The organism is Kocuria himachalensis (genome assembly GCF_054784195.1).
In genome coordinates this window covers 1-25,391 of sequence record NZ_BAAGPL010000005.1, presented here as the reverse complement: position 1 = coordinate 25,391, position 25,391 = coordinate 1, and the positions used below count along the sequence as shown (strand labels likewise).

The following is a 25,391-nucleotide window of genomic DNA, read 5'->3' as shown; positions in this document are numbered from 1 at the left end:
GCCGACGCGTCCTCGGCGTCCCGACGGCTTGGTAGCATGACGCGCTGAGGACAACAGCCCTCATCCGAGTGCCCACGTCCCGGCGCCCCGCGGCGCTCCCGCAGGGACCGCGACCGGGCAGGAACGGACCCACCATGACCGCCCCGCTCCCCGCCGCGCCTGCGCGCGCCGCCCTCCGGGCCGCCGCCCTCGCCGGCGCGGCGCTCCTGGGCGTGACCGCGTGCGGGGACGGCGCCGCCGAGGGACCCGGGCCGGACGACGCCCTGACCGTCGTGACCACCACGACGGTCTACGCCGACGTGGTGCGGGAGATCGCCGGGGACGCCGTGGTCGTGGACCCGATCATCGGCTCCACGGTCCAGGACCCCCGCTCCTACGAGGCCACCGCAGAGGACCGGGCCGCCGTGGCGGGCGCCGACCTGGTGGTGCTCAACGGCGGGGGCTACGACGCGTTCATGGAGGACCTCGCCGCCGAGGGCGACGCCCCGGTGGTCGAGGCCTACGGCGTCTCGGGCCTGGCCGGCGAGACGGCCGGGCGCGTCCCGCACGAGGGCCACGAGCACGAGGGCCACGAGCACGGCGAGAGCAACCAGCACGTCTGGTACGACCTCGACGCCATGGACGACGTCGCCGGGGCGCTCGCCGCCCGGCTCGCCGCGCTCGACCCGAGCGGCGCGACCGCCTACCGGGACAACGCGGGTGCCTTCGCCGCCCAGCTCTCGGGCCTGCGGCAGCAGCTCGCCGGGGTGCCGGCCGACAACGCGGCCTTCGTGGCGGTCGAGCCCGTGGCGGTCCCCCTGCTCGAGGACGCGGGGCTCCACGACGACACCCCCGCGGAGTGGGCCGCGGCCGTCGAGAACGGCACCGACGTCCCCCCGCACGTCCTCCGGCAGGTCCGGGACGAGCTGCGGGGCGGCCACGTGCAGTTCCTCGCGTTCGACGCGCGGACCGGCTCCGCCCGGACCGAACAGCTGCGCGACGACGCCCGGTCCGCGGGCGCGGTGGTCGTGGAGCTCACCGGGGCCCTGCCCGAGGGCACCTCCTACCTCGAGTGGATGGACGGCAACGTCACCGCGGTCGCGGAGGCCCTGGGAGCGCTGCGGCCGACGGCCCCGGTCACGGCCGCGGGGTGACCGCGGGGACCCGGACGGCTGCCCCGCCGCGAGGGCACCGGGCAGGTCGCCGACGAGCCGCCGCGGTGCGCACGCGCCTCCGGTCCGGCGCGCCCCGACCGTGCTCAGGCCAGGACGCGGACCGCGGCGGGGAGCACGTCCACGCGCACGGGCAGGGGGCCGAGGCGTTCCCCGTCCGCGTAGGCGGTGACGTCCGGGGCGTGCACGGCCACGGAGCGCACCTGTTCGATCCGGACGCTCTCCAGCGCCACGTGCCGGCCCGAGAACAGCCGGGGGAACAGGACCAGGAACCGGAACCGGCCCAGGGGCGCCACCGTGAACAGCTCCAGCAGGCCGTCGTCCTCCCGGGCGCCGGGCACGATCCGCAGGCCGCCCCCGATCGACGACGTGTTGGCGACGTTCAGCAGGACCCCCTCCCGGCGCTCCGCGCGGCGCCGGCCGCCGGCGTCCTCGATCTCGAGCCGGTAGTGGACGGTGCGCAGCCGCACGATCTCCACCAGGACGGCCAGCAGGTACTTGGTGGACCCGGTCAGGCGCAGCCACCGGTTGGCGCGCTCGTTGACCACGGCGTCGAAGCCGGCGCACAGGGCGGTCGCGAAGCAGGACGTGCGCCCGTCCGCGAAGCGCACCCGGCCGACGTCGAGGCGCCGCGCGCCGGGTTCGTCGAGCCGGCGCAGGATCCGGCCCGCCGCGGCCACCGGGTCGAGGAGGGGGACGCGCAGGTGGCGGGCCAGGTCGTTGCCGGTGCCGCACGGCACGACGCCCAGCGGGATGTCGACGCCCTGCGCGGCGAGCTCCACGAGCACCTCGAGACCGGCCTGGACCATCCCGTCCCCGCCCACGACCACGAGCGCCCGGGTGCTGAGGGCCTGCGCCCGCAGCCGGTCGCGCACCAGCGCCATCAGAGCGCCGAGGTCCTCGGCGGAGAGCACCACGGCCTCGTCACCGCCGGTGCGCAGCAGCTCCGCGGCCCGGTGGGCGTCCTCGAGGGCCCGGCCGCGGCCGGCACGGGGGTTGACCGCCAGGACGAAGGCGCCGCGGGACGAGCCCGGCTCAGCCATCGGCCCGCCGCGCCCCGCAGGCGGCGCACAGACCGGTGATCTCGACCGTGTGGTCCACCTCGGTGAAGCCGTGGGCGGCCGCGGTGCGCCCGGCCCACTCCTCGACCGTGGGGGCCTCGAGCTCCACGGCGGCGCCGCAGCGGCGGCACACCAGGTGGTGGTGGTGGTGCTCGGCCGCGCAGCGGCGGTAGATCGCCTCGCCGTCGTCGCTGCGCAGGACGTCCAGCTCCCCGAGCTCGGACATCGACTGCAGGATCCGGTAGGTCGTGGCCAGGGAGACGGAGTCGCCGCGCTCCCGCAGCAGGGCGTGCAGGTCCTGCGTGGAGATGAAGTCCTCCAGGGACGCGAGCGCCCGCGCGACGGCACGGCGCTGCCGGGTGTTGCGGACCTCCCCGGCGCTCCCCCCGCTGGTTCTCACGCTCACGCCTCGTCCTCTCCTCGCCGGTGCCCGGGCAGGTCACCAGCTTAACAAGGACCGCCCGACACGTGCCCCGCCGCCCTGTGGGGCACGGCCGGACCCGGGGATAGGGTGGGCCCATGGAGCTGATCAAGTACACCCACTCGTGCGTGCGGCTCGAGAAGGAGGGCCGTGTCCTGGTGATCGACCCGGGCAAGTTCTCCGGGCGGGACGAGCTGGCGGAGGCCCTCGACGGGGCCGACGCCCTGCTCATCACGCACGTGCACCCCGACCACCTGGACCCCGAGCCGGTGCACGCGCACCTCCGGGCGCACCCGGAGCTGCAGGTGTACGCCCCGGCCCCCGTGGCGGCGGAGCTCCGGGAGGCCCTGGGGGAGGGCCACACGATCCACGACGCCGAGCCCGAGACCGTGCTGGACCTCGAGGGCTTCACCGTGCGGACGTTCGGCGGCCAGCACGCGCTGATCCACTCGCTCATCCGCACCGTGGACAACATCGGGTACCTGGTCGACGGCACGGTCTACCACCCCGGCGACTCGCTGGTGGTCCCGCACGGGCTCGCCGCCCCCGTGCTGCTGGCCCCGATCCACGCGCCGTGGAACAAGCTGGCGGAGGTCATCGACTTCGTGGTGGCCGTGCGTCCCGAGCGGGTCTTCCAGATCCACGACGGACTGCTCTCCGCCGACGGCCTCGGCGTGATCGAGGGACAGCTGACCTCGTTCGCCGCGAAGTACGGGGTCGAGTACCGCCACCTCGCCACCGGCGAGCGCGTCGCCCTGTAGCCGCGGCCCCGCCCGGCGCGCCGACCGATCCCGACCCACCACCGAAAGGGAGCACCTGTGAGCACCGTCTTCACGAAGATCATCGAGGGGCAGATCCCCGGCCGCTTCGTCTGGCAGGACGAGCGCTGCGTCGGCTTCCTGTCGATCGACCCGCTCTCCCAGGGCCACACCCTCGTGGTCCCGCGCGAGGAGCACGACCACTGGATCGACCTGCCCGAGGACCTGGCGGCCCACCTGATGGTGGTCTCCCAGCGGATCGGGCAGGCCATCGACGCCGTGTGGCACCCGGCGCGGGTGGGCCAGATGATCCAGGGCTTCGAGGTCCCGCACACCCACGTCCACGTCTGGCCGGCGGACACGGTCGAGCAGTTCCAGTTCGTCAACGTGATCCGGAACCCGGACCCCGCCTGGATGGACGAGGCCGCGGAGCGGATCCGGGCCGCCCTCGCCGAGGCCGGGCACGGGTCCGCCGTGCCGCAGGCCTGACCCGCCGGCCTGATCCACCGGCCTGACGTGCCGGCTGGGCGCTCCGGCCCGGTCCTCGGGACCGGGCCGCGGAGAGCCTCCGCCGGGTCAGGCCCGGGCGGCCCCGAGGGCGTCCTTGAGGGCCTTCCGGATCCGCTTCTCCGAGACGGTGTGGGCGGTGCCCAGCTCCTGGGCGAACAGCGAGACCCGCAGCTCCTCGATCATCCAGGCCACCCGGCGCAGCTCGTCGGGGACCGGGGCGTGCGGGGGGAGGGCGTCCAGCGCGGCGTCGTAGTCGTCCTCGAGCTTCTGCACGGCGAGCATGCCGACCGTGTCCCGCTGCAGGTGGCCGGCGAGCTTCTCGAGGCGCACCTCCATCGCCCGCACGTAGCGGGGCAGGTGCTGGAGCTGGTCGTAGCCGGTGGCGGCGACGAACCCCGGGTGCACGAGGTGCTCCAGCTGGGCCTTGACGTCGTTGAGCGAGTTCACCGCGGCGAGCGAGGACGACCGCTTGAGCTGCTTGCGGATCCGCGCCGCCCCGGAGAGCACCTGCTCCACGAGCGCGGTGACCTGGAAGACGGTGTCGATGAGCTCGGCCCGCACGTGCTCGTGCAGCGCGTCGAACGCGGCCCGGGTGTACGGGGGCTCGGGCGGCGTGAGCTTGTCGATCGCGGCCACCGTGCAGTCCGCGATGAGCTCCGTCACCGACCCGTGCGGGTTCTGCGTGAAGACCAGCTTCTCGCGGTTGTTGAGGTGCTCCAGCACGTACCGCTCGGGAGAGGGGATGCGCAGCTGCAGCAGGGTGATCACCCCGCGGCGCTGCGCGGCCCGCTGCTCGGCGGCCGAGGAGAGGATGCGCACGGCCACCGTGGCCTCCCGGCCGGCCCGCTGCGTCGCCGCGGCGCGGGGACGCTCGGGGACGAGGGCCGGCCACCCGGTGATCCGCTGGCCCGCCACGGTCGTCTCGACGCTGCGCGGCAGGTCCTCCTCGGGCCACGCCGTCAGCCCCGAGCGCTCGAGCGCCGGCGGGGCCGCCTCCGGGGGCCGCGGGGCGGGGGTGCGCGGACCCGTCCGGGCCGCTCCTCCGGACGGGACCCCGGAGGGTGCGCCGGGGACCGCGCCGAGGGACTCGGCCAGGGCGGCGCGGATCTCGTCGTGCAGCTCCGACCGGAGCGCCTCGAGGTCCTCGCCCTCGCCGAGCACCCGGTTGCGGCGGTCCCGCACCTCGAAGCGCATCCGCAGGTGGGCCGGGACGGCCTCCCAGTTCCAGGACCCCGGCGGGACCACGTGGCCCTTCAGCCGGCGCAGGACCAGCTCCAGGGACGGCTCGAGGGCGTCGACGGCCGGGTCGAAGTCGGCGTCGAGCATCGCCACCGCCTGGCGGGCGACATCCGGGGCCGGCACGAAGTTGCGGCGCACCGCCTTCGGCAGGGACTTGATGAGCGCCGTGACGAGCTCGGTGCGGAACCCGGGGATCTGCCACCGGAACTGCTCGGGGTCCAGCTGGTTGAGGAACAGCACGGGCACGCGCACGGTCACGCCGTCCGCCTGGTCGGAGCCCGGCGCGAACTCGTAGGCGAGGTCGAGCACCAGCTCCCCGTCCCGGGTGCGCCGGACCCACTGGCGCGGGTAGAGCGACTCGTCGTAGCCGCCGGCCTCCTCGGCGATCAGGTCCTCGGGGTCCAGGTCCAGGAGGTGCTCGTCCTGCTGCCGGGCCTTCTTCCACCACGCGTCGAAGTGCCGTGCCGAGACCACGGACTCGGGGACCCGGGCGTCGTAGAACGCGAACAGGGCCTCGTCGTCGACCCGCAGGTCCTTGCGGCGCAGCCGGTTCTCGAGCTCCTCGACCTCGGCCAGGCGCTTGCGGTTGCGCGCCCAGAACCGGTGCCGGGTCTGCCAGTCGCCCTCCACGAGGGCGTGGCGGAGGAACAGCTCCCGCGCCAGGGCGGGGTCCACCCGCCAGAAGTTGATCCGGCGCTGGGCCACGACGGGCACGCCGTAGAGGGTCACCTTCTCGTAGGCCATCACGGAGCCCTGCGCACGGGACCAGTGCGGCTCCGACACGCTGCGCTTGACCAGGTGCGGGGCCAGCTCCTCGACCCACAGCGGGTCGATCGCGGCATTGACGCGGGCCCACAGCCGGGAGGTCTCCACGAGCTCCGCGGACATGACCCAGTCCGGGGACTTCTTGAACAGGTTGGAGCCCGGGAAGACGGCGAACCGCGAGCCGCGGGCGCCCTGGTACTCGCGCTTGCGCTCGTCCTTGAGCCCGATGTGGCTGAGCAGCCCCGCCAGCACCGACACGTGGATCTCCCGCTCCTTCCCGGAGGGGTCCACCTCCCGGCCCTTGCCGACCCGGATGCCGACCTGCTGGCCCATCTGGCGCAGCTGGGCGTAGAGGTCCTGCCACTCCCGGATCCGCAGGAAGTTCAGGTGCTCGCGCCGGCACAGCTTCCGGAACTGCGTCGAGGAGAGCTCCTCCTGCTGCTCCTGCACGTAGCGCCACAGCAGCAGCCAGCTCGTGAAGTCCGAGTTCTCGTCGAAGAACCGCTTGTGCAGCTCGTCGGCCTGCTGCCGCTTCTCCAGGGGGCGCTCCCGGGGGTCCTGCACGGTCAGCGCCGCCGCGAGGACCATGACCTCCCGGGCGCAGCCCCGCCGGTCCGCCTCCACGATCATCCGGCCCAGCCGCGGGTCCACCGGCAGCTGCGCCAGCTGCCGGCCCACCGGGGTGAGGGGTCCGCCGCGGCCGTCGTCGTCCCGCGGACCCCTCGCGGACGCGCCCCGCGGTTCCTTGAGGGCGCCCAGCTCCCGGAGCAGGGCCACGCCGTCCTTGACGGCCCGGGACTCCGGCGGCTCCACGAACGGGAACCGCTCGATGTCCCCGGGCTCCTTCACGACCCCCACCGAGGTCATCTGCAGGATCACGGCCGCCAGGGACGTCCGCAGGATCTCGGGGTCGGTGAACTCCGGGCGGGAGAGGTAGTCCTCCTCCGAGTAGAGCCGGATGCAGATGCCGTCGGAGACGCGCCCGCAGCGGCCCGCGCGCTGGTTCGCCGAGGCCTGGGAGACGCGCTCGATCGGGAGGCGCTGCACCTTGGTCCGCGCCGAGTAGCGCGAGATGCGCGCCGTGCCCGGGTCGATCACGTACTTGATGCCCGGGACGGTCAGCGACGTCTCGGCCACGTTGGTGGCCAGCACGATCCGGCGACGGCCCGACGGCGCGAACACCCGGTGCTGCTCCGCCATGGACAGCCGGCCGAACAGGGGCAGGATCTCGGCGTCGGCCAGGCCGCGGACCCGCTTGAGGGTGCCCTGCAGCGCCTCCTGAGCGTCGCGGATCTCCCGCTCGCCGGCGAAGAAGATCAGGATGTCCCCGGGCGGCTCGGAGGAGAGCTCCTCGACTGCGTCGCACACGGCGTCGATGGGGTCCCGGTCCTCGTCCTCCAGCCCGTCGCCGGTGTCCTCGGCGTCCGGGCCGCCGTCCCCCGAGCGCGGCTGGGCCAGCGGGCGCCAGCGGACCTCCACGGGGTACGTGCGGCCCGAGACCTCGATGACCGGGGCCTTCTGCGGCTCGGCGCCCTCGGCCGGCTCCGGCGCGAAGTGCCGGGCGAAGCGCTCGGGGTCGATCGTGGCCGACGTGATGATCACCTTGAGGTCCGGGCGCCGGGGCAGGATCCGCCGGAGGTAGCCCAGGAGGAAGTCGATGTTGAGGGAGCGCTCGTGGGCCTCGTCGATGATGATCGCCGAGTACTTCTGCAGCAGCCGGTCGTGCTGGATCTCGGCGAGCAGGATGCCGTCGGTCATCAGCTTGACCCGCGAATCGGCGCCCACCTCGGAGGTGAAGCGCACCTGGTAGCCGACCGTGCCGCCGATCTTCTCGCCCAGCTCCGAGGAGATCCGCTCCGCCACCGAGCGCGCCGCGATCCGCCGCGGCTGGGTGTGGCCGATCAGGCCGCGCTCGCCCAGGCCGAGCTCGAGGCACATCTTCGGGATCTGCGTCGTCTTGCCGGACCCGGTCTCGCCAGCGACCACGACCACCTGGTGCGCGGCGATCGCGCCCATGATGTCCTCGCGGCGCGCGGAGACCGGGAGGTTCTCGGGATAGACGATGGTTCGGGGGCTGCCCAGGGATGCTGACATGACCTCCCGATCCTACCGGGGACACGGGCCGCGGAGGGCCCGGTCCCGGTGGACGATCGGGCACCGGCGACACGCCGTCGGCGCCGTTATGTCACCACTTGTGAGCTGTCTCTCATTTTGTGACCGAACGGAAGGTAATATCGCTGACACCACTCGTTCCTGAAAGGACCCACCATGAAGCGACTGTTCCCGATGACGGCGGCCCTCGCCTCCACCGCCCTGCTGCTCACGGCCTGCGGCGGCTCCGACACCGAGACCGCCGGGGGCGGGGGCGGCGGCGAGGCCGCCGAGGAGGCCACCGTCGGGATCAGCCAGTTCGTGGAGCACCCCTCGCTGGACGCGGCACGCGAGGGCTTCCTCGCCGCGCTCGAGGAGGGCGGCTACACGGAGGGGGAGAACCTCACCCTCGACTTCCAGAACGCCTCGGGCGACCAGGGCACCTCCACCAGCATCGCGTCCAACATGGCGTCCTCGGACGCCGACCTGGTCCTGGCCATCGCGACGCCGTCCGCCCAGGGCCTGGCCCAGTCGGTCACCGACCGCCCGGTGCTGTTCACGGCCGTCACCGACCCGGTCGACGCCGGGCTGGTCGACTCCCTCGAGAACCCCGGCGGCAACGTCACCGGGACCACCGACATGAACCCGGTGGCCGAGCAGATCGCGCTGGTCAAGCAGCTCGACCCGGAGGCGAAGTCCGTGGGCATCATCTACAGCTCGGGCGAGACGAACTCGCAGGTCCAGGTCGACCTCGCGAAGGAGGCCGCCGCGGAGGAGGGCCTGGAGGTCGTCGAGAAGTCCGTGACCAACACCTCCGAGGTGGCCCAGGCCGCAGAGTCCCTCGACACGGACGCGATCTACGTGCCCACCGACAACAAGGTGGTCTCCGGTCTCGAGGCCGTGATCTCCGCCGCCGAGTCCAAGCAGATCCCCCTGATCGCGGGCGAGGGCGACTCCGTGGAGCGCGGCGCCCTCATCACCCAGGGCCTGGACTACGAGCAGCTCGGCCGACAGACCGGGGAGATGGCCGTGCGCATCCTCAAGGAGGGCGCGGACCCCGCGTCCATGCCCGTGGAGTCCCAGGAGGACACGCAGCTGATCATCAACCTCCAGGCCGCCGAGCGGATGGGCGTGCAGGTCCCCCAGGAGCTGCAGGACTCCGCGGACCAGGTCATCGAGTAGTCCCGGGCGGCCGGGACGGCGCCGGCGCCCGGACACCCCGGACGCCGTCCCGCCCGGCCCCCGGCCCCCCGCGGCACCCCTTCCGACGGGGGCGCGCCCGCCCGATCGGCGGACGGACCCCGTCTCCCACCAACCAGAACGGATCCAGCAGAAGTGATAGCCGGTATCGAACTCGGACTGCTCTACGCGGTCATGGCGCTGGGCGTCTACCTCACGTTCCGGGTGCTCGACTTCCCCGACCTGACGGTCGACCAGTCCTTCACCACGGGCGCCGCCACCACGGCGATGATCATCCTCGGCGGCGGCAGCCCCTGGCTCGCCACCGCCGCCGGTTTCCTGACCGGGGCGCTCGCCGGGCTCATCACGGGCCTGCTCCACACCAAGGCCCACATCAACGGTCTGCTCGCGGGCATCCTCACCATGACCGCGCTCTACTCCATCAACCTGCGGGTCATGGACGGCAAGGCCAACCTGTCCCTGCTGCGCGAGGACACGGTCTTCACCCCGCTCGCCGAGATGGGCGTGCAGGGGACCTGGATCGGCATCGCCCTGTTCCTGCTCGGCGTCGCCGTGGTCAAGGTCCTCCTCGACTGGTTCCTCTACACGGACGCCGGCCTCGCCATGCAGGCCACCGGCGACAACCCGGAGATGATCCGCTCCTTCGGGGTGAACACGGACCACCAGAAGATGCTGGGCCTGTGCCTGTCCAACGGGCTCGTCGGCCTCGCCGGGTCCCTCGTGGCCCAGTACCAGGGCTTCGCCGACATCGGCATGGGCATCGGTCTCATCGTCGTCGGGCTCGCCTCCGTGATCCTCGGCCAGGGGCTCTTCGGCTCGCGCACGGTCGTGATGGCGACCCTGGCCGTCGTCCTCGGCTCGGTCGTCTACCGCCTGGTCATCACCGTGGCGCTGCAGGCGGGCCTCAACCCGTCCGACATGAAGCTGATCTCCGCGGTGCTCGTGGTGGCCGCGCTCGTGGTGCCGCAGCTGCAGTTCTTCAGGCGCCGCAGGGAACGGCACCTCGCGAGCGAGGCGGCGCGTCTCGTCGACGACCTCACCGACACCCCCGCGACCACGAAGGCAGGTGCCTGAGCCGTGCTCACCATCGACAACGTCCACAAGACGTTCTTCGCCGGGACCGTCAACGAGCGGCGCGCCCTCGCCGGCGTCTCGCTGACCCTGCAGGAGGGCGACTTCCTCACCGTCATCGGCTCCAACGGCGCCGGCAAGTCGACGATCCTCAACGCCATCTCCGGGAGCCTGATCCCGGACACGGGCACGGTGCGGGTCGACGACACCGACGTCACCCGGCTGCCGGAGCACAAGCGCGCCCGGTACCTGTCCCGCGTCTTCCAGGACCCCATGAAGGGGTCGTCCCCGACCATGACGGTCGAGCAGAACATGGCGATCGCGTACCAGCGGGGGAAGTCCCGGGGGCTCGTGCCTGGCCTCACGAACGCCCGCCGCCAGCTCTTCCGCGACAAGCTGGCCAGCCTCGAGCTGGGCCTGGAGAACCGGCTGGGCGCCAAGGTGGGCCTGCTCTCCGGCGGTCAGCGCCAGGCGCTGTCCCTGCTCATGGCGACGTTCTCCGAGCCGCGCATCCTGCTCCTCGACGAGCACACGGCGGCCCTCGACCCGCAGCGCGCGGACCTCGTGTCCCGGCTCACCGCGGACATCGTGGCCGAGCAGAACCTCACCACGGTGATGGTCACGCACAACATGGACCAGGCCCTGCGCCTGGGCAACCGGCTGATCATGATGCACGAGGGCCGGATCCTCTTCGAGCTCGACGCCGCCCAGAAGAAGTCCATGACCGTGCCCGGCCTGCTCGAGCAGTTCCGCCGGCTGCAGCCGGGGGCGGGGCAGGACGCGTTCGACGACGCTACGCTGTTCGAGAGCGTCAAGACCGAGGACGGTTCCTGACCGGCCGGCACCGGCCGTCGGTCCACGACCGGCACGGACGACGACGGGGCGGGCCGGGCACGGCCCGCCCCGCCGCGCGTCGGCGGGCGGTCCGCCCGGCAGCGCCCCGCATCCGTCCAGCAGCCAGGAGAGCAGCACCGTGAGCCAGAGCCCCGACCCGCACCACGCCCGCCGACGCGCCGGGGGGTGGCTGCTGGCCGTGGGCGTGGTGGCCCTGTTCGTCTCCACGTTCACCGTGCCCGAGGCCATCCACCACCTCGCGCGCGCCTCGACGGACGAGGGGACGGGCCTGAGTGGGCGCGCGGTGGTGGTCGTCGTGGTGGGCGCCGTGACCCTGCTCGGCGGAGGAGCCCTGGCGATCGCCGGGTTCAACTGGCGCCGCTCGGCGGGGGAGGGCCCCAGCCCGGAGGACCGGCTGCTCGACGAGCAGTTCGGCGACGACCCCGTGCGCCCCTACGACCCGGACGAGTTCCGCCGCCGGGGGCACCGGGGCCCCGGCGACCGCGACTGACGAGACCGCGGCCGGGGCCCGGTCCTCCCGGGACGGGGCGGCGGGCCTAGACTCGTCCCATGCTCACTCAGCCTGCTGACGGCCCGGGCCTCAAGAAGCACATCACCGGGCCGCTCCTGTTCCTCTTCATCCTCGGCGACGTCCTCGGCGCCGGGGTCTACGCCCTCGTGGGCGTCATCGCGGGGGAGGTGGGCGGCGTCACCTGGGCCCCGATGCTCGTGGCGCTGCTGCTCGCCCTGCTCACGGCCGCCTCCTACGCCGAGCTCGTCACCAAGTACCCACAGGCCGGCGGGGCGGCGGTCTTCGCCCACCGCGCCTTCCGCGTCCCGATCGTGCCCTACCTCGTCGGCTTCTGCATGCTCACCGCCGGGGTGGTCAGCGCGTCCGCACTGGCCCTGGCTTTCAGCGGGGACTACCTCGCGGTCTTCGTGGACGTGCCCCCCGCCGTCGGGGCCATCGTGTTCCTCGTCGCGGTCGCCCTGCTCAACGCCCGCGGGATCAAGGAGTCGCTGCGGGCCAACGTCGTCATGACCGCGCTCGAGGTCTCGGGGCTGGTGCTGGTCGTCGTCGCCGTCGCCGTCATGCTCGGCGGCGGGAACGGCGACGTCGGGCGCGCGATGCGATTCGGCGAGGACGTCGATCCGCTGCTGGGCGTGCTGGGAGCCGCCCTGCTCGCGTACTACTCCTTCGTGGGCTTCGAGACCTCGGCCAACGTCGCCGAGGAGGTCCGCGACGTGTCGCGGGTCTACCCCCGGGCCCTGTTCGGGTCCCTCCTGGCGGCCGGGGCGATGTACGTGCTCGTCGGCACGGCGGCGTCGGTGGCACTGCCGGCCGACCAACTGGGGGCCTCGAGCGCCCCGCTGCTGGACGTCGTGACGGTCACCGGGGTCCCGGTGCCGGGCTGGCTGTTCAGCCTGCTCGCCCTCGTCGCGGTCGCCAACGGTGCCCTGCTGACCATGATCATGGCCAGCCGCCTCACCTACGGCATGGCCGTGCAGGGACTCTTCCCCGCGGTGCTGGGCCGGGTCCTCCCGCGCCGGGGCACCCCGTGGGTCGCCATCATCGCCACGACCCTCGCCGCGCTGGCCCTGACCCTCACCGGCGGGGTGGCCGTCCTCGCGGAGACGGTGGTGCTGCTGCTGCTCGTCGTCTTCATCAGCACGAACGTCGCCGTCCTCGTGCTGCGCCGGGAGCCGGTGGAGCACCCGCACTTCCGCGCCTGGACGCCCTTGCCGGTCCTCGCCGTCCTGTCGTGCCTGGTGCTGCTGACGCAGCTGGAGGCCGGGGTGTGGGCGCGCGGCGGGATCGTCCTCGCCGTCGGCGTGCTGCTCTACGCCGTCGCCCGGATCCGCGGCGGGCAGCCCGTCCGGTACCGGCCGGTGGAGGGCGCACGGACCGGGGAGCCCGCGGAGCGCAGCTGAGCGTCCCCGCCCCGGGCCGGGCACGACGAAGGCCCCGGACCAGCTGGTCCGGGGCCTTCGTCCCGTGTGGTGCCCGCGATAGGATTCGAACCTACGGCCTTCTGCTCCGGAGGCAGACGCTCTATCCCCTGAGCTACGCGGGCCTCTCACCGCCTCAGCGATGAACCTCAACGATACTAGCAGGTTTCCCGGGGCTGTCGTCGACCACCCGGCACGGGCGCTCCACGGCGCCCGGTTACACTGGTCCGGTGACTCCAGAACAACTTTCTCTCGCCGTATCCGCATGCCTGCAGGACGCCGTGGCCCGGGGCGATCTCGCCCTCGCCGACGGTGCCCGCCTGCCGGAGGTGCGGATCGAGCGGCCGAAGAACCGGGAGCACGGGGACTGGGCGACCAACGTCGCCATGCAGCTCGCCAAGAAGGTGGGGCGCGCCCCACGCGACGTCGCCGCCGTGGTCAGGGACCGGTTGCAGGACACCGCGGGCGTGGCCGCCGTCGACGTGGCCGGGCCGGGCTTCCTCAACATCACCCTGGACGCCGCCGCGGCGGGGGAGATCGCCCGCACCGTCGTGGAGCAGGGCGAGGCCTTCGGCCGGGCGAGCACGCTGGCCGGGACGTCCGTGAACCTGGAGTTCGTCTCCGCGAACCCCACCGGCCCGGTCCACCTGGGCGGCACCCGCTGGGCCGCCGTCGGCGACTCCCTGGCCCGTGTGCTCGAGGCGCAGGGCGCGGACGTGGTGCGCGAGTACTACTTCAACGACGCCGGCGCGCAGATCGACCGCTTCGCCCGCTCCCTGCTGGCCCGCGCCCAGGGCGAGCCCGCCCCCGAGGACGGCTACGGCGGGGAGTACATCACCGACATCGCCGCACGGATCGTCGCCGAGAACCCCGGCGTCCTCGAGTCCGGGGACCCGCAGGAGGCGTTCCGCGCCGCGGGCGTGGAGCTGATGTTCGCCGAGATCAAGTCCTCGCTGCACGACTTCGGCGTGGACTTCGACGTGTACTTCCACGAGCAGTCCCTGTTCGACCAGGGCGCCGTGGAGAAGCTCCTGGAGCAGCTCAAGACCTCCGGCGCCCTCTACTTCGCGGACGGCGCCTGGTGGCTGCGCTCCAGCGCCTACGGCGACGACAAGGACCGGGTGGTCGTCAAGTCCGACGGCCAGGCCGCCTACATCGCGGGGGACATCGCCTACTTCAAGGACAAGCGGGACCGCGGCGCGGACCTGTGCATCTACATGCTCGGCGCCGACCACCACGGCTACGTGGCCCGGCTCAAGGCCGCCGCCGCGGCGCTGGGCGACGCCCCGGAGCGGGTCGAGGTGCTCATCGGCCAGATGGTCAACCTCGTCAAGGACGGCGTGCCCGTGCGGATGTCCAAGCGCGCCGGCAACGTGGTGACCATGGAGGACCTCGTCGAGGTCGTGGGCGTCGACGCCGCCCGGTACTCGCTGACCCGCTTCTCCGTGGACTCCAACATCGACATCGACCTGGGTCTGCTGACCCGGCGCTCCAACGAGAACCCGGTCTTCTACGTCCAGTACGCCCACGCCCGCACGTGCGCGGTGGGGCGCAACGCCGAGGCGGCGGGCGTCGCCCGCACGGACGAGCGGGGCGAGGCCGTGTTCGACGCGTCGCTGCTCGACCACCCGATGGAGGGGGAGATGCTGGCGGCTCTCGGCCAGTACCCCTCGGTGCTCGCCCAGGCCGCCGAGTTCCGCGAGCCGCACCGCGTGGCGCGCCACCTCGAGGTGCTCGCCGGGACCTACCACCGCTGGTACGACGCCTGCCGCGTGGCGCCGCAGGGCGAGGACGAGGTCACCGACCTGCACCGCACCCGCCTGTGGCTCAACGACGCCGCGCGCCAGGTCCTGGCCAACGGGCTGGGCGTGCTCGGCGTGTCCGCACCGGAGAGGATGTGATCGCATGACCGCCGACCCGACCACCCGCACCGAGGGCTCCCCCCTGGCGCCGTCCTGGCTGAGCGTGCCCGAGGACCTCGACGCCCTCGACCCCGTCATCTGGCCCGAGGCGTTCCGCCGCGACGACGACGGCGTGCTGGCCGTCTCGGGGATCCCGGTCCCGGAGCTCGCCGAGCGCTACGGCACTCCCTCCTACGTCTACTCCGAGGACACCTTCCGGGCGCGCGCCCGGGAGTTCCGCTCCGCCTTCACCGAGGCGTTCGCGCGGATCGGCGCCGAGGTCTCCGTCTACTACGCCGGCAAGTCCTTCCTGACCACCGAGGTGGTGCGCTGGCTGCGCGAGGAGGGCCTCAACGTGGACACCGCCTCGGGCGGGGAGCTGGCGGTCGCCCTGCGCGGCGGCATGGAGCCCGCCCGGATCGCCCTGCACGGCAACAACAAGTCCGCCGCCGAGATCACCCGCGCCCTCGACCACGGGCTCGGACGGATCGTCGTGGACTCCCTCGCCGAGATCGAGCTCGTCGCCCACCTGGCGCGCACCCTCGGCGTCGTCGCCCCCGTGCTGATCCGCGTCACCCCCGGCGTGCACGCGTCCACGCACGAGTTCATCGCCACCGCCCACGAGGACCAGAAGTTCGGCCTGTCCCTCGCCCCGCCCGAGGGCGGCGGGGACAGCCCCGCGATGCAGGCCGTCGCCGCGTGCGTCCTGGAGCCCGAGCTCGACCTGCGCGGGATCCACTGCCACATCGGCTCCCAGATCTTCGACGCGGAGGGCTTCGGGATGGCCGCGGAGCGGGTGCTCGCCTTCATGGCCGACGCCGACGAGCGCTTCGGCCTGACCCTCCCGGAGCTCGACCTCGGCGGCGGCTACGGCATCGCCTACACCGAGGCCGACACCCCCCGCCCGGCCCGCGAGATCGCCGAGGCCCTCGCGGACCAGGTGGCCACCACGGCCCGGTCGCTGCGGATGGCGGTCCCGCACCTGTCCATCGAGCCCGGCCGCGCGATCTCCGGGCCGGCCGCGTGCACCCTCTACACCGTGGGCACCCTGAAGACCGTCACGGTCGAGTCCGGGGCGCAGCGCCGGTACGTCTCCGTGGACGGCGGGATGAGCGACAACGCCCGGCCGGTGCTCTACGGGGCCGACTACACGGCCGTGCTCGCGAACCGCCGCGCCGAGGGAGCTCCCGTGCTCTCCCGGGTGGTGGGCAAGCACTGCGAGTCCGGGGACGTCGTGGTCCGCGACGTCTACCTGCCCCAGGACCTCGCCCCCGGGGACGTCCTGGCGGTGCCCGCCACCGGCGCCTACTGCTGGGCGCTGTCCAGCAACTACAACTGGATCGCCCGCCCCCCGGTCGTCGCCGTGCGCGCCGCCGGGGACGGGCCGGAGGCCCGGCTCATCGTGCGGGGCGAGACCGAAGAAGACCTGTTCGCCCGCGACCTGGGAGCCTGATTGACCGCCTCGACCCCTGAGACCACCCGCCCGCCCTCGACCGTGAAGGTGGCCCTGCTCGGTGCCGGCAACGTCGGCGCCGAGGTGGCCCGGACCCTGCTCGACCACGGCCCCGAGTTCGCCGCCCGCGTGGGCGCGCCCGTGGAGCTCGTCGGCATCGCCGTGCGGGACCTCGCCGCCCGGCGGACCGTCGAGCTGCCCGAGGCCCTGCTCACGACCGACGCCGAGGCTCTCGTCGACGCCGCGGACGTGGTCATCGAGCTGACCGGTGGCATCGAGCCGGCCCGCAGCCGCATCCTCCGGGCCCTGCACGCGGGCAAACCGGTGATCTCGGGCAACAAGGCCCTCATCGCCCGGCACGGCCGCCAGCTCCAGGACGCGGCCGACGCCGCCGGCGTGCCCCTGTCCTACGAGGCCGCCGTGGCCGGGGCGATCCCCATCGTGCGCCCCATGCAGGACTCCCTCGCGGGGGACCGGGTGGACCGCGTGCTGGGCATCATGAACGGCACCACGAACTACATCCTCGACCAGATGGACACCACGGGCGCGCAGTTCGACGACGCGCTCGCCGAGGCGCAGAAGCTCGGCTACGCGGAGGCGGACCCCACCGCCGACGTGGAGGGCCACGACGCCGCGGCGAAGGCCGCCATCCTCGCGTCCCTGGCCTTCCACTCGACCTTCACCATCGACGACGTCTACTGCCGCGGCATCACCGGGGTCACCGCCGCGGACGTCGCCGCCGCCCGCGAGGCCGGCTACGTGATCAAGCTCCTGGCGGTGTGCGAGCGCTGCGCGGGCGGCGTGAACCTGCGGGTCACCCCGACCATGATCCCGCGGGAGCACCCGCTGGCCGGCGTGCACGGGGCCTACAACGCCGTGTTCGTCGAGGCCGCCAACGCCGGCTCCCTCATGTTCTACGGCGCGGGCGCCGGCGGTGCCGCCACCGCCTCGGCCGTGCTGGGCGACTTCGTCTCGGCGGCGCGCCGGCTCGTGCTCGGCGGTCCGGCCCAGGGCGCGGACCCCCACGCCCAGCTGGCCGCCGCGCCCATGGACGACGTCCGCACGAGCTTCTCGATCACCCTGACCGTCCAGGACCGCCTCGGCGTCCTGGCGCGGATCGCCCAGGTCTTCGCCGACCACAGCGTGTCGATCTTCACGATGCAGCAGACGGACCACCCGCACGGCGACCCGCAGCTGTCGGAGATCCGGCTCGTGACCCACCGGGGCGCGAACAAGGATCTCGTGGCCACGGTGGACGCCCTGCGCGAGCTGCCCTTCGTCGAGGGCGTCACCGGCGTGATCCGCGTGGAGCACGCCGACTGACCCCCGGCGGTGCCGCCCGCGGACCGGGCGGCACCTCCCCGGCGACGGCACCGCCGCACGACCCCCCACGAGCACCCCCCGCACCACCGAGTCCACAGGAAGAGATCCAGCACATGGCACACGTCTGGCAGGGCGTCATCAACGAGTACCGGGACCGGCTGCCGGTCTCCGGCTCCACCGAGGTCATCACGATGGGGGAGGGCGGCACGCCGCTGATCCGGGCGCGCGCCCTGTCGGAGCTCACCGGCAACACCGTCTGGCTGAAGTTCGAGGGCATGAACCCGACCGGCTCGTTCAAGGACCGGGGCATGACCATGGCCATCACGAAAGCCAAGGAGGAGGGCGCCGAGGCCGTCGTGTGCGCCTCGACCGGCAACACCTCCGCCTCCGCCGCGGCCTACGCCAAGCAGGCGGGGCTCACGTGCGCGGTGCTCGTGCCCGAGGGGCGGATCGCCATGGGCAAGCTCTCGCAGGCGGTCGCGCACGGTGCGGACATCATCCAGGTGGACGGCAACTTCGACAACTGCCTCGAGGTGGCCCGCAAGCTCTCCGAGTCCTACCCCGTGTTCCTCGTGAACTCCGTGAACCCCTACCGGATCGAGGGCCAGAAGACCGGGGCGTTCGAGGTGGTCGACACCCTCGGCGACGCCCCGGACCTGCACATCCTGCCGGTCGGCAACGCCGGCAACATCACCGCGTACTGGAAGGGCTACCAGGAGTACGCCCGGCCCTACGACTCCACGACGGCGGGGGAGCTGCCGGCCGTGTCCACGAGGCTGCCCGTGATGTGGGGCTTCCAGGCCGAGGGGGCGGCCCCGCTGGTGCTCGGCCACCCCGTCACGGAGCCCGAGACGATCGCGACCGCCATCCGGATCGGCAACCCCGCGTCCTGGGACTCGGCGATCGCCGCCCGCGACGAGTCCGGCGGGCTCATCGGCTCCGTCTCGGACGACGAGATCCTGTCCGCCCACCGGTGGCTCTCGGCCAAGGAGGGCGTGTTCGTCGAGCCGGGCTCCGCCGCGGGCGTGGCCGGTCTGCTCCAGAAGCACGCCGCGGGGGAGGCCCCCACGGGGCGGACGGTCGTCATCACGGTGACCGGTCACGGCCTCAAGGACCCGCAGTGGGCGATCAAGGCCGCCGAGCGGGAGGACCCCGCGCTGGTCGAGCCCCAGCGCGTGCCCTTCGACGTGGTGGCCGTCGCCGCCGCCCTGGGCCTGGAGTAGTCCCGGATGTTCGAGATCGGCCAGCGGGTGGCGGTGAGCGTGCCCGGCTCCACCGGCAACGTGGGTCCGGGCTACGACAGCCTGGGCCTGGCGCTCGGCCACTACGACGACCTCGCCGTGACCGTGACCGGCGGCGGCCTGGAGTTCGAGCTCCACGGGGAGGGCTCCGCGTCCGTGCCCCGCTCCGCGGAGCACCTGGTGGTCCGCGCCATGCGGGCCGCCTTCCGGGCCGCGGGGGTCGAGGAGCTGCCGGGACTGCGGCTCGAGGCGACCAACCGCATCCCGCACGGGCGCGGCATGGGCTCGAGCGCCTCGGCCGTGGTGGCCGGCGTGCTCGCGGCCAACGCGCTGCTGCCGGCGGAGCGCGTCCTCGACGACCGGCGCCTGCTCCAGGTCGCCGCGGCGATGGAGGGCCACCCGGACAACGTGGCCCCGTCCCTCTACGGGGGGCTCGTGATCTCCTGGACCGGCGCGGACGGCTACCGCAGTGCCCCCGTGACCGTCCACGAGGACGTCGTGCCGGTGGTGGCGATCCCCGACTTCGAGGTCCCCACCCGCCTCGCCCGGTCCCTGCTGCCCGCGACCGTCCCCCACCACGACGCCGCGGTCAACGCCGGGCGGACGGCCCTGCTCGTCGAGGCGCTGACGCGGCGCCCCGAGCTGCTGCTGCCCGCCACCGAGGACCGGCTGCACCAGCCGTACCGGGCCTCCGCCATGCCCCCGAGCGCCCGGCTGATGACCGCGCTGCGGGAGCGCGGGCTGCCGGCCATGATCTCCGGGGCCGGACCGACCGTCCTGGTCCTCGCCGCGGACGGGCACCAGGCGCAGGAGACGGAGGAGGCCCTCGCGGAGCTCGTCGTGGGCGGAACGGATTCCGTCTCCTGGCGTGTCCTCCGTCTGCGGGTCGACGGTCAGGGTGCTAAGCTGGAGAGGCACCCGCAGCAGATCCAGGGGTAGGAGACCGCGCCCGGCGCGGTGAGGACAGCGGGCATCATGAGGGGACACGCCCCGGTCGGATGCCCCGGGTCCTCGACTCCACCGCCTCAGATCCTCCGGTGATCCCCCGCCGGCACCGGCTTCTTCGATGCCGTCGGCGCCCCGGCCCGCGCAGACACGGACCGGAGCACACCATGATCTCCGGGTGACAACCCTGTTCGCCCAGGCTGCCGCGCCCTGAAGTGCGCCCCGCCGCAGGCGGCCCGCGATCGCGGCCCGCCGGGAACCATCCACGGTCCTGGACTCTGAGATCCATGGGCCCCCCACCGAGGGAGAAGGACACTTCGTGACCGAGACCACCGACCTTTCCACGGGTACGGAAGAGACCACCACCAGCGACCCCCGGAACGCGGGCCTGTCCGCGCTCAAGCTGGCCCAGCTCCAGGCGCTCGCCTCCCAGCTCGGGATCACCGGCGCCCGCCGGATGCGCAAGAGCCTGCTGGTCGACGCGATCGCCGCCCACCAGCGCGGCGGGGCCGTCGCCGACCGGGACAAGGCCGTCGAGGAGAAGATCGCGCAGACGGTCGAGAAGACCGCCGACGGCAGCGCCGGCCAGGGCACCGCCCCGGCCGCCGCGACGACCGGTGAGGACTCCTCAGCCGCGCAGGGCGCCGACGGCGGCCAGCCGCAGCGGCGCTCGCGCTCCCGCCGCGCCACGAGCACCGGCGTGGTGTCCGCCCCCGACCAGCAGGGTTCCGCGCAGCAGAGCGCCGCCCTGGAGGACACCGCGCAGCAGGTCGCCGCGCAGGGAACCACCGAGCAGCAGCCGGCCGAGCAGACCGCTCCCGCCGAGGACTCCTCCGGCGCCGAGGGCGAGGGCGGCCGCAACCGCAACCGCAGCCGCCGCAACCGCAGCCGCGACGACAACGGCCAGGACAGCGCCGGTCAGGACAACGGCGGCCAGGACTCCGGGCAGAAGGCCGACGAGTCGCGCCCCTCCGCCGAGGGCCGGGACGACGACCAGTCGAAGCAGGACCGGGGCCGCGGCCAGAACCGCGGCCAGGACAACCGTCAGGTCCAGGGCGGCCAGGACAAGGGCGACGGGCGCAACCGGCGTGACAACCGCGCCGAGGGCGGGAAGTCCCAGGACAACCGGGGCCAGGACAACCGTCAGGACAAGGGCGGCCCGGACAACCGGGCCCAGGACAACCGGGGCCAGGACAACCGTCAGGACAAGGGCGGCCCGGACAACCGGGCCCAGGACAACCGGGGCCAGGACAACCGTCAGGACAAGAGCGGCCAGGACAACCGGGGCCAGGACAACCGTCAGGACAAGGGCGGCCAGGACGACGGCGGCAGCCGCCGCAGCCGCCGCAACCGCAACCGCAACGACCGCGACCGGGACCGCAGCGACCGCGACCGGGACCGCAGCGACCGCAATGACCGCGCCGAGCGCAACGAGCGCCGCAACCGCCGCGGGCGCAGCACCGGCCCCGAGGTCGACGACACGGAGTTCACCGAGGACGACGTCCTGCTGCCCGTCGCGGGCATCCTGGACGTCCTCGACAACTACGCGTTCGTGCGCACCTCCGGCTACCTCCCCGGCCCGAACGACGTCTACGTCAGCCTCGCCCAGGTCAAGAAGCACAACCTGCGCAAGGGCGACGCCGTGGTCGGCGCCATCCGCGCCCCCCGCGACGGCGAGCAGCAGAACGCCACGCGGCAGAAGTTCAACGCTCTGGTCCAGCTCACCACGGTCAACGGCAAGAAGACCGAGGAGAACAAGGACCGCGTGGACTTCGGGAAGCTGATCCCGCTGTACCCGCAGGAGCGCCTGCGCCTCGAGACGGAGCCCAAGAAGATCGGGCCCCGCGTCGTCGACCTCGTCGCCCCCATCGGCAAGGGCCAGCGCGGCCTGATCGTCTCCCCGCCGAAGGCCGGCAAGACGCTGATGCTGCAGGCGATCGCCAACGCGATCACCACGAACAACCCCGAGGTCCACCTCATGATGGTGCTCGTCGACGAGCGCCCCGAGGAGGTCACGGACATGCAGCGCACGGTCAAGGGCGAGGTCATCGCCTCGACCTTCGACCGCCCGGCGGACGACCACACCACGGTCGCCGAGCTGGCCATCGAGCGGGCCAAGCGCCTTGTGGAGATGGGCATGGACGTGGTGGTCCTCCTGGACTCCATGACCCGCCTGGGCCGTGCCTACAACCTCTCGGCCCCCGCCTCCGGCCGCATCCTCTCCGGCGGCGTGGACTCCGCGGCGCTGTACCCGCCGAAGAAGTTCTTCGGCGCGGCCCGCAACATCGAGAACGGCGGCTCGCTCACGATCCTCGCGACCGCCCTCGTGGAGACCGGGTCCAAGATGGACGAGGTCATCTTCGAGGAGTTCAAGGGCACCGGCAACATGGAGCTCCGCCTGTCCCGCTCGCTCGCGGACAAGCGGATCTACCCGGCCGTGGACGTCAACTCCTCGGGCACCCGCCGCGAGGAGAACCTCCTCTCCCCGGACGAGATCAAGATCATGTGGAAGCTGCGCCGTGTCCTGTCCGGGCTCGACCAGCAGCAGGCCCTCGAGCTGCTCACGAACAAGCTGCGGGACACCCAGTCCAACACCGAGTTCCTGCTCCAGGTGCAGAAGACCACGCTGTCGGCCCGCGCCGAGAGCGACCGCTAGCACGCCCGCGCCGCCGCGGCCCCGACCGGTTCGACCGGACGGGGCCGCGGCGGCGTCGTCGTGCCCACCACCGCCAGACCTTCTCCGCCGCCTCCGAAGGAGCGCCCCATGCCGGATCCCATCCAGTCCCTGATCGACGAGCACGCCGAGCTGCAGCGGCAGCTCGCCGACCCCGCCGTGCACGCGGAGCAGGGCAAGGCCCGCAAGCTGGGACGCCGCTACGCCGAGCTCAACGGCATCGTCGAGGCGCACCGCCGGGTGCACCGCCTCGAGGAGGACCTGGGCGCGGCGCAGGAGCTCGCCGCCGAGGAGCCCGAGTTCGCCGAGGAGATCCCGGCGCTCGAGGAGCAGCTCACGGCCGCCCGGGAGAAGCTGCGGCGGCTGCTCGTCCCGCGAGACCCCGACGACGGGCGCAACGTGATCCTGGAGGTCAAGGCGGGGGAGGGCGGCGACGAGTCCGCGCTCTTCGCAGGGGACCTGCTGCGCATGTACCTGAAGTACGCGGAAGCCCGCGGCTGGAAGACCGAGTTCATCTCGACCAACGACTCCGACCTGGGCGGCTACAAGGACGTGCAGGTGGCGATCAAGTCGAACGCCACGGACCCCGCCGAGGGCGTGTGGGCGCGGCTGAAGTACGAGGGCGGGGTGCACCGCGTGCAGCGCGTGCCCGTCACCGAGTCGCAGGGCCGGATCCACACCTCGGCCGCAGCGGTGCTCGTCTTCCCGGAGGTCGACGAGCCGGAGGAGGTCGAGATCAGCCAGAACGACCTGAAGATCGACGTCTACCGCTCCTCGGGGCCCGGCGGCCAGTCCGTGAACACCACCGACTCCGCGGTCCGCATCACGCACCTGCCCACGGGCATCGTGGTGGCCATGCAGAACGAGAAGTCGCAGCTGCAGAACCGCGAGGCCGCGATGCGGGTGCTGCGGGCCCGGATCCTGGCGCACCAGCAGGAGCAGATCGACGCGGACAACGCCGCGCAGCGCCGCTCCCAGGTCCGGACCATGGACCGGTCCGAGCGGATCCGCACCTACAACTTCCCCGAGAACCGGATCAACGACCACCGCACCGGGTACAAGGCCTACAACCTCGACCACGTGATGGCGGGGGACCTCGAGCCGGTCGTGCGCTCGGCCATCGAGATGGACGAGCAGGCCCAGCTCGAGGCCATCGGCCAGCAGGACGACTGAGCGGGTCCCGGGATGACGAGGTCGCTGGGCCAGGCGGTGCGCTGGGCGGAGCAGGTGCTCGCCGAGGCGGGGATCGACTCCGCGCGCACCGACGCGCTGCTGCTCGCCGGGCACCTCACGGGGCTGTCTCGGGGGGAGGTCGAGGCGCGGGCCATCATCGGCGGGGACGAGCCCGAGGGCTACGCGGACCTGGTGGCCGAGCGCGCCCGCCGGATCCCGCTGCAGCACCTCACGGGCGTCGCCCACTTCCGCTACCTGACGCTGGCCGTCGGGCCCGGCGTGTTCGTGCCCCGGCCCGAGACGGAGACCGTGGTGCAGGCCGTGGTCGACGAGCTGCGCGACCAGCTGACCGCGGGCGTGCACCGGCCGCACGTGGTGGACCTGGGCACCGGCTCCGGGGCGATCGCCGCCTCGGTGGCCCACGAGGTGCCGCAGGCGCGGGTGCACGCAGTGGAGCTGTCCGGGACCGCCCACGCGTGGGCGGCCGAGAACCTGCGCGGGACGCGCGCGGAGCTCGTCCGGGGCGATCTGCGCACGGCCTTCCCGGAGCTCGAGGGCCGCTGCGACGTGGTGGTCTGCAACCCGCCGTACATCCCGGCGGACGCTGTCCCGCGCGAGCCGGAGGCCCGGGAGCACGACCCGGACCTCGCCCTGTACGGGGGCGGGGAGGACGGGCTCGAGCTCCCGCGGGCGGCCCTGGCCTCGGCCGTGCGGCTGCTGCGCCCCGGGGGGTTCTTCGTCATGGAGCACGCCGAGGTGCAGGCCGGTGCGGTGGCGCACGCGTTCCGGGCCGCGGGGCTCGAGGACGTCGTGGGCCACCAGGACCTGACGGGCCGGGACCGGGCCACGGCCGGCCGGACGCCCTCCGGCGGCCGCGCGCGCACGACCGGAGTGGGAGAATGGACGCCGTGAACTCCACCGTCTACGACTGCAGCAGCATCGCCCAGCGCACCGCCGGGCTCAAGCACGCCGCGCGCGCGCTCGCGGCCGACGCGTGCGTGGTCCTGCCCACCGACACCGTCTACGGGATCGGGGCCGACGCGTTCTCCGCCCGGGGCGTCGCGACCCTCCTCGCCGCCAAGGGGCGGTCGCGGGCCATGCCCCCGCCCGTGCTCATCGCCCACGCCGGGGTGCTCGACGGCCTGGCGGACGAGGTCTCCGACGACGCCCGCGCGCTCGCCCACGCCTTCTGGCCCGGAGGGCTGACCCTGATCCTGCACTCCCACCCGTCGCTGGGCTGGGACCTGGGAGAGACCCACGGGACCGTGGCCCTGCGGGTGCCCGACGACGAGCTCGCCCAGGCCCTGCTCATCGAGAGCGGCCCGCTGGCCGTGTCCTCGGCCAACCGCACCGGCCACCCGGCCGCGTCGACGGCGCAGGCCGCGGTCGACATGCTCGGGAACTCCGTGGAGCTCTACCTGGACGGCGGCCCGCGGCCGGTCGGCGGCCCCGCCGGCCGGGACCCCTCCTCCTCCACGATCGTGGACTGCACGGGGGAGACCCCGCTGCTGGTGCGCCACGGCACCGTGAGCCTCGCCCGGCTGCGCTCCGTCGTGCCCTCGGTGGTGCCGGCGGACGGCGACGAGGAGCTCGGCAGCACCCCCGCGGCCGGTGCCGCGGAGCCGGCCGC

20 protein-coding genes and 1 tRNA gene are annotated in these 25,391 nt (G+C 73.4%); 17 read left to right on the top strand and 4 right to left on the bottom strand.

Annotated elements, in window-relative coordinates:
• Window positions 1-134 precede the first annotated feature (134 nt).
• Window positions 135-1,133, top strand: coding sequence for a metal ABC transporter solute-binding protein, Zn/Mn family (locus ACYVM4_RS03530; protein ID WP_368820209.1), 999 nt, complete (start codon window positions 135-137; stop codon window positions 1,131-1,133).
• Between the two features lie 104 nt (window positions 1,134-1,237).
• On the opposite strand, the gene ACYVM4_RS03525 is transcribed toward ACYVM4_RS03530, so the two are convergent.
• The gene (locus ACYVM4_RS03525; RefSeq protein ID WP_460667702.1) at window positions 1,238-2,194 is read right to left on the bottom strand and encodes a diacylglycerol kinase family protein; all 957 of its coding nucleotides are present in this window, start codon (window positions 2,192-2,194) and stop codon (window positions 1,238-1,240) included.
• Window positions 2,187-2,618, bottom strand: a complete 432-nt coding sequence (locus ACYVM4_RS03520) for a Fur family transcriptional regulator (protein ID WP_368820206.1) — start codon at window positions 2,616-2,618, stop codon at window positions 2,187-2,189. Before ACYVM4_RS03520 ends, ACYVM4_RS03525 begins: the two co-directional genes overlap by 8 nt.
• Window positions 2,619-2,731: 113 nt before the next feature.
• On the opposite strand from ACYVM4_RS03520, the gene ACYVM4_RS03515 reads away from it, so the two are divergent.
• Entirely contained in the window at window positions 2,732-3,394 is a 663-nt protein-coding gene (locus ACYVM4_RS03515; protein WP_368820205.1) for an MBL fold metallo-hydrolase, read from the top strand.
• Window positions 3,395-3,451: 57 nt separating this feature from the next.
• Window positions 3,452-3,880, top strand: a complete 429-nt coding sequence (locus ACYVM4_RS03510) for an HIT family protein (RefSeq protein WP_368820204.1) — start codon at window positions 3,452-3,454, stop codon at window positions 3,878-3,880.
• An 87-nt stretch (window positions 3,881-3,967) separates the two neighbouring features.
• Here the strand turns inward: ACYVM4_RS03510 and hrpA are convergent, their stop codons facing one another.
• A complete protein-coding gene (gene hrpA, locus ACYVM4_RS03505; protein WP_460667701.1) occupies window positions 3,968-7,999 on the bottom strand; it encodes an ATP-dependent RNA helicase HrpA in 4,032 nt (1,343 codons plus the stop codon).
• A gap of 174 nt (window positions 8,000-8,173) precedes the next feature.
• On the opposite strand from hrpA, the gene ACYVM4_RS03500 reads away from it, so the two are divergent.
• The 5 genes from ACYVM4_RS03500 to ACYVM4_RS03480 all read left to right on the top strand — a co-directional run bounded on the left by ACYVM4_RS03500 (window position 8,174) and on the right by ACYVM4_RS03480 (window position 13,033).
• Complete coding sequence (locus ACYVM4_RS03500) at window positions 8,174-9,178, top strand: ABC transporter substrate-binding protein (protein ID WP_368820202.1); 1,005 nt, start codon at window positions 8,174-8,176, stop codon at window positions 9,176-9,178.
• A gap of 153 nt (window positions 9,179-9,331) precedes the next feature.
• On the top strand, window positions 9,332-10,270 hold the full coding sequence (locus ACYVM4_RS03495; protein WP_368831505.1) for an ABC transporter permease: 939 nt from the start codon (window positions 9,332-9,334) through the stop codon (window positions 10,268-10,270).
• 3 nt (window positions 10,271-10,273) lie between these two features.
• Window positions 10,274-11,101 (top strand): ABC transporter ATP-binding protein, encoded by an 828-nt coding sequence (locus ACYVM4_RS03490; RefSeq protein WP_368820200.1) that lies wholly within the window; start codon window positions 10,274-10,276, stop codon window positions 11,099-11,101.
• A 139-nt stretch (window positions 11,102-11,240) separates the two neighbouring features.
• The gene (locus ACYVM4_RS03485) at window positions 11,241-11,612 is read left to right on the top strand and encodes a hypothetical protein (RefSeq protein ID WP_368820199.1); all 372 of its coding nucleotides are present in this window, start codon (window positions 11,241-11,243) and stop codon (window positions 11,610-11,612) included.
• A gap of 59 nt (window positions 11,613-11,671) precedes the next feature.
• Window positions 11,672-13,033, top strand: a complete 1,362-nt coding sequence (locus ACYVM4_RS03480) for an APC family permease (protein WP_460667700.1) — start codon at window positions 11,672-11,674, stop codon at window positions 13,031-13,033.
• Between the two features lie 67 nt (window positions 13,034-13,100).
• On the opposite strand, the gene ACYVM4_RS03475 is transcribed toward ACYVM4_RS03480, so the two are convergent.
• Window positions 13,101-13,176: transfer RNA gene (locus ACYVM4_RS03475), tRNA-Arg, on the bottom strand.
• 105 nt (window positions 13,177-13,281) lie between these two features.
• On the opposite strand from ACYVM4_RS03475, the gene argS reads away from it, so the two are divergent.
• From argS to ACYVM4_RS03430, 9 genes are all read left to right on the top strand, one after another.
• The gene (gene argS / locus ACYVM4_RS03470) at window positions 13,282-14,952 is read left to right on the top strand and encodes an arginine--tRNA ligase (protein WP_460667699.1); all 1,671 of its coding nucleotides are present in this window, start codon (window positions 13,282-13,284) and stop codon (window positions 14,950-14,952) included.
• A 4-nt stretch (window positions 14,953-14,956) separates the two neighbouring features.
• Window positions 14,957-16,405: a diaminopimelate decarboxylase gene (gene lysA, locus ACYVM4_RS03465; RefSeq protein ID WP_460667698.1), complete on the top strand. Its 1,449-nt coding sequence runs from the start codon at window positions 14,957-14,959 to the stop codon at window positions 16,403-16,405.
• Entirely contained in the window at window positions 16,406-17,728 is a 1,323-nt protein-coding gene (locus tag ACYVM4_RS03460) for a homoserine dehydrogenase (RefSeq protein WP_368820194.1), read from the top strand.
• Window positions 17,729-17,841: 113 nt separating this feature from the next.
• Window positions 17,842-18,951 carry a threonine synthase gene (gene thrC, locus ACYVM4_RS03455; protein WP_368820193.1) on the top strand — a complete coding sequence of 370 codons (1,110 nt, stop codon included), beginning with the start codon at window positions 17,842-17,844 and terminating at the stop codon, window positions 18,949-18,951.
• 6 nt (window positions 18,952-18,957) lie between these two features.
• The gene (thrB, locus tag ACYVM4_RS03450; RefSeq protein WP_368820192.1) at window positions 18,958-19,908 is read left to right on the top strand and encodes a homoserine kinase; all 951 of its coding nucleotides are present in this window, start codon (window positions 18,958-18,960) and stop codon (window positions 19,906-19,908) included.
• A 325-nt stretch (window positions 19,909-20,233) separates the two neighbouring features.
• On the top strand, window positions 20,234-22,570 hold the full coding sequence (rho, locus tag ACYVM4_RS03445) for a transcription termination factor Rho (protein ID WP_460667697.1): 2,337 nt from the start codon (window positions 20,234-20,236) through the stop codon (window positions 22,568-22,570).
• A gap of 108 nt (window positions 22,571-22,678) precedes the next feature.
• Window positions 22,679-23,761 (top strand): peptide chain release factor 1, encoded by a 1,083-nt coding sequence (gene prfA / locus ACYVM4_RS03440; RefSeq protein WP_368820190.1) that lies wholly within the window; start codon window positions 22,679-22,681, stop codon window positions 23,759-23,761.
• Between the two features lie 12 nt (window positions 23,762-23,773).
• Window positions 23,774-24,673, top strand: coding sequence for a peptide chain release factor N(5)-glutamine methyltransferase (gene prmC / locus ACYVM4_RS03435; protein WP_460667696.1), 900 nt, complete (start codon window positions 23,774-23,776; stop codon window positions 24,671-24,673).
• Window positions 24,670-25,391: L-threonylcarbamoyladenylate synthase (locus ACYVM4_RS03430; protein ID WP_460667695.1), on the top strand; the 722-nt coding region annotated here is incomplete at its 3' end. The genes prmC and ACYVM4_RS03430, both read left to right, overlap by 4 nt.

What these genes read in the sequence shown, in the direction of transcription:
- ACYVM4_RS03530 (WP_368820209.1), top strand. Translation starts at nt 135, where the DNA reads ATGACCGCCCCGCTCCCCGCCGCGCCTGCGCGCGCCGCCCTCCGGGCC.
- ACYVM4_RS03525 (WP_460667702.1), bottom strand. Translation starts at nt 2,194, where the DNA reads ATGGCTGAGCCGGGCTCGTCCCGCGGCGCCTTCGTCCTGGCGGTCAAC.
- ACYVM4_RS03515 (WP_368820205.1), top strand. Translation starts at nt 2,732, where the DNA reads ATGGAGCTGATCAAGTACACCCACTCGTGCGTGCGGCTCGAGAAGGAG.
- hrpA (WP_460667701.1), bottom strand. Translation starts at nt 7,999, where the DNA reads ATGTCAGCATCCCTGGGCAGCCCCCGAACCATCGTCTATCCCGAGAAC.
- ACYVM4_RS03500 (WP_368820202.1), top strand. Translation starts at nt 8,174, where the DNA reads ATGAAGCGACTGTTCCCGATGACGGCGGCCCTCGCCTCCACCGCCCTG.
- ACYVM4_RS03480 (WP_460667700.1), top strand. Translation starts at nt 11,672, where the DNA reads ATGCTCACTCAGCCTGCTGACGGCCCGGGCCTCAAGAAGCACATCACC.
- lysA (WP_460667698.1), top strand. Translation starts at nt 14,957, where the DNA reads ATGACCGCCGACCCGACCACCCGCACCGAGGGCTCCCCCCTGGCGCCG.
- thrC (WP_368820193.1), top strand. Translation starts at nt 17,842, where the DNA reads ATGGCACACGTCTGGCAGGGCGTCATCAACGAGTACCGGGACCGGCTG.
- thrB (WP_368820192.1), top strand. Translation starts at nt 18,958, where the DNA reads ATGTTCGAGATCGGCCAGCGGGTGGCGGTGAGCGTGCCCGGCTCCACC.
- prfA (WP_368820190.1), top strand. Translation starts at nt 22,679, where the DNA reads ATGCCGGATCCCATCCAGTCCCTGATCGACGAGCACGCCGAGCTGCAG.
- prmC (WP_460667696.1), top strand. Translation starts at nt 23,774, where the DNA reads ATGACGAGGTCGCTGGGCCAGGCGGTGCGCTGGGCGGAGCAGGTGCTC.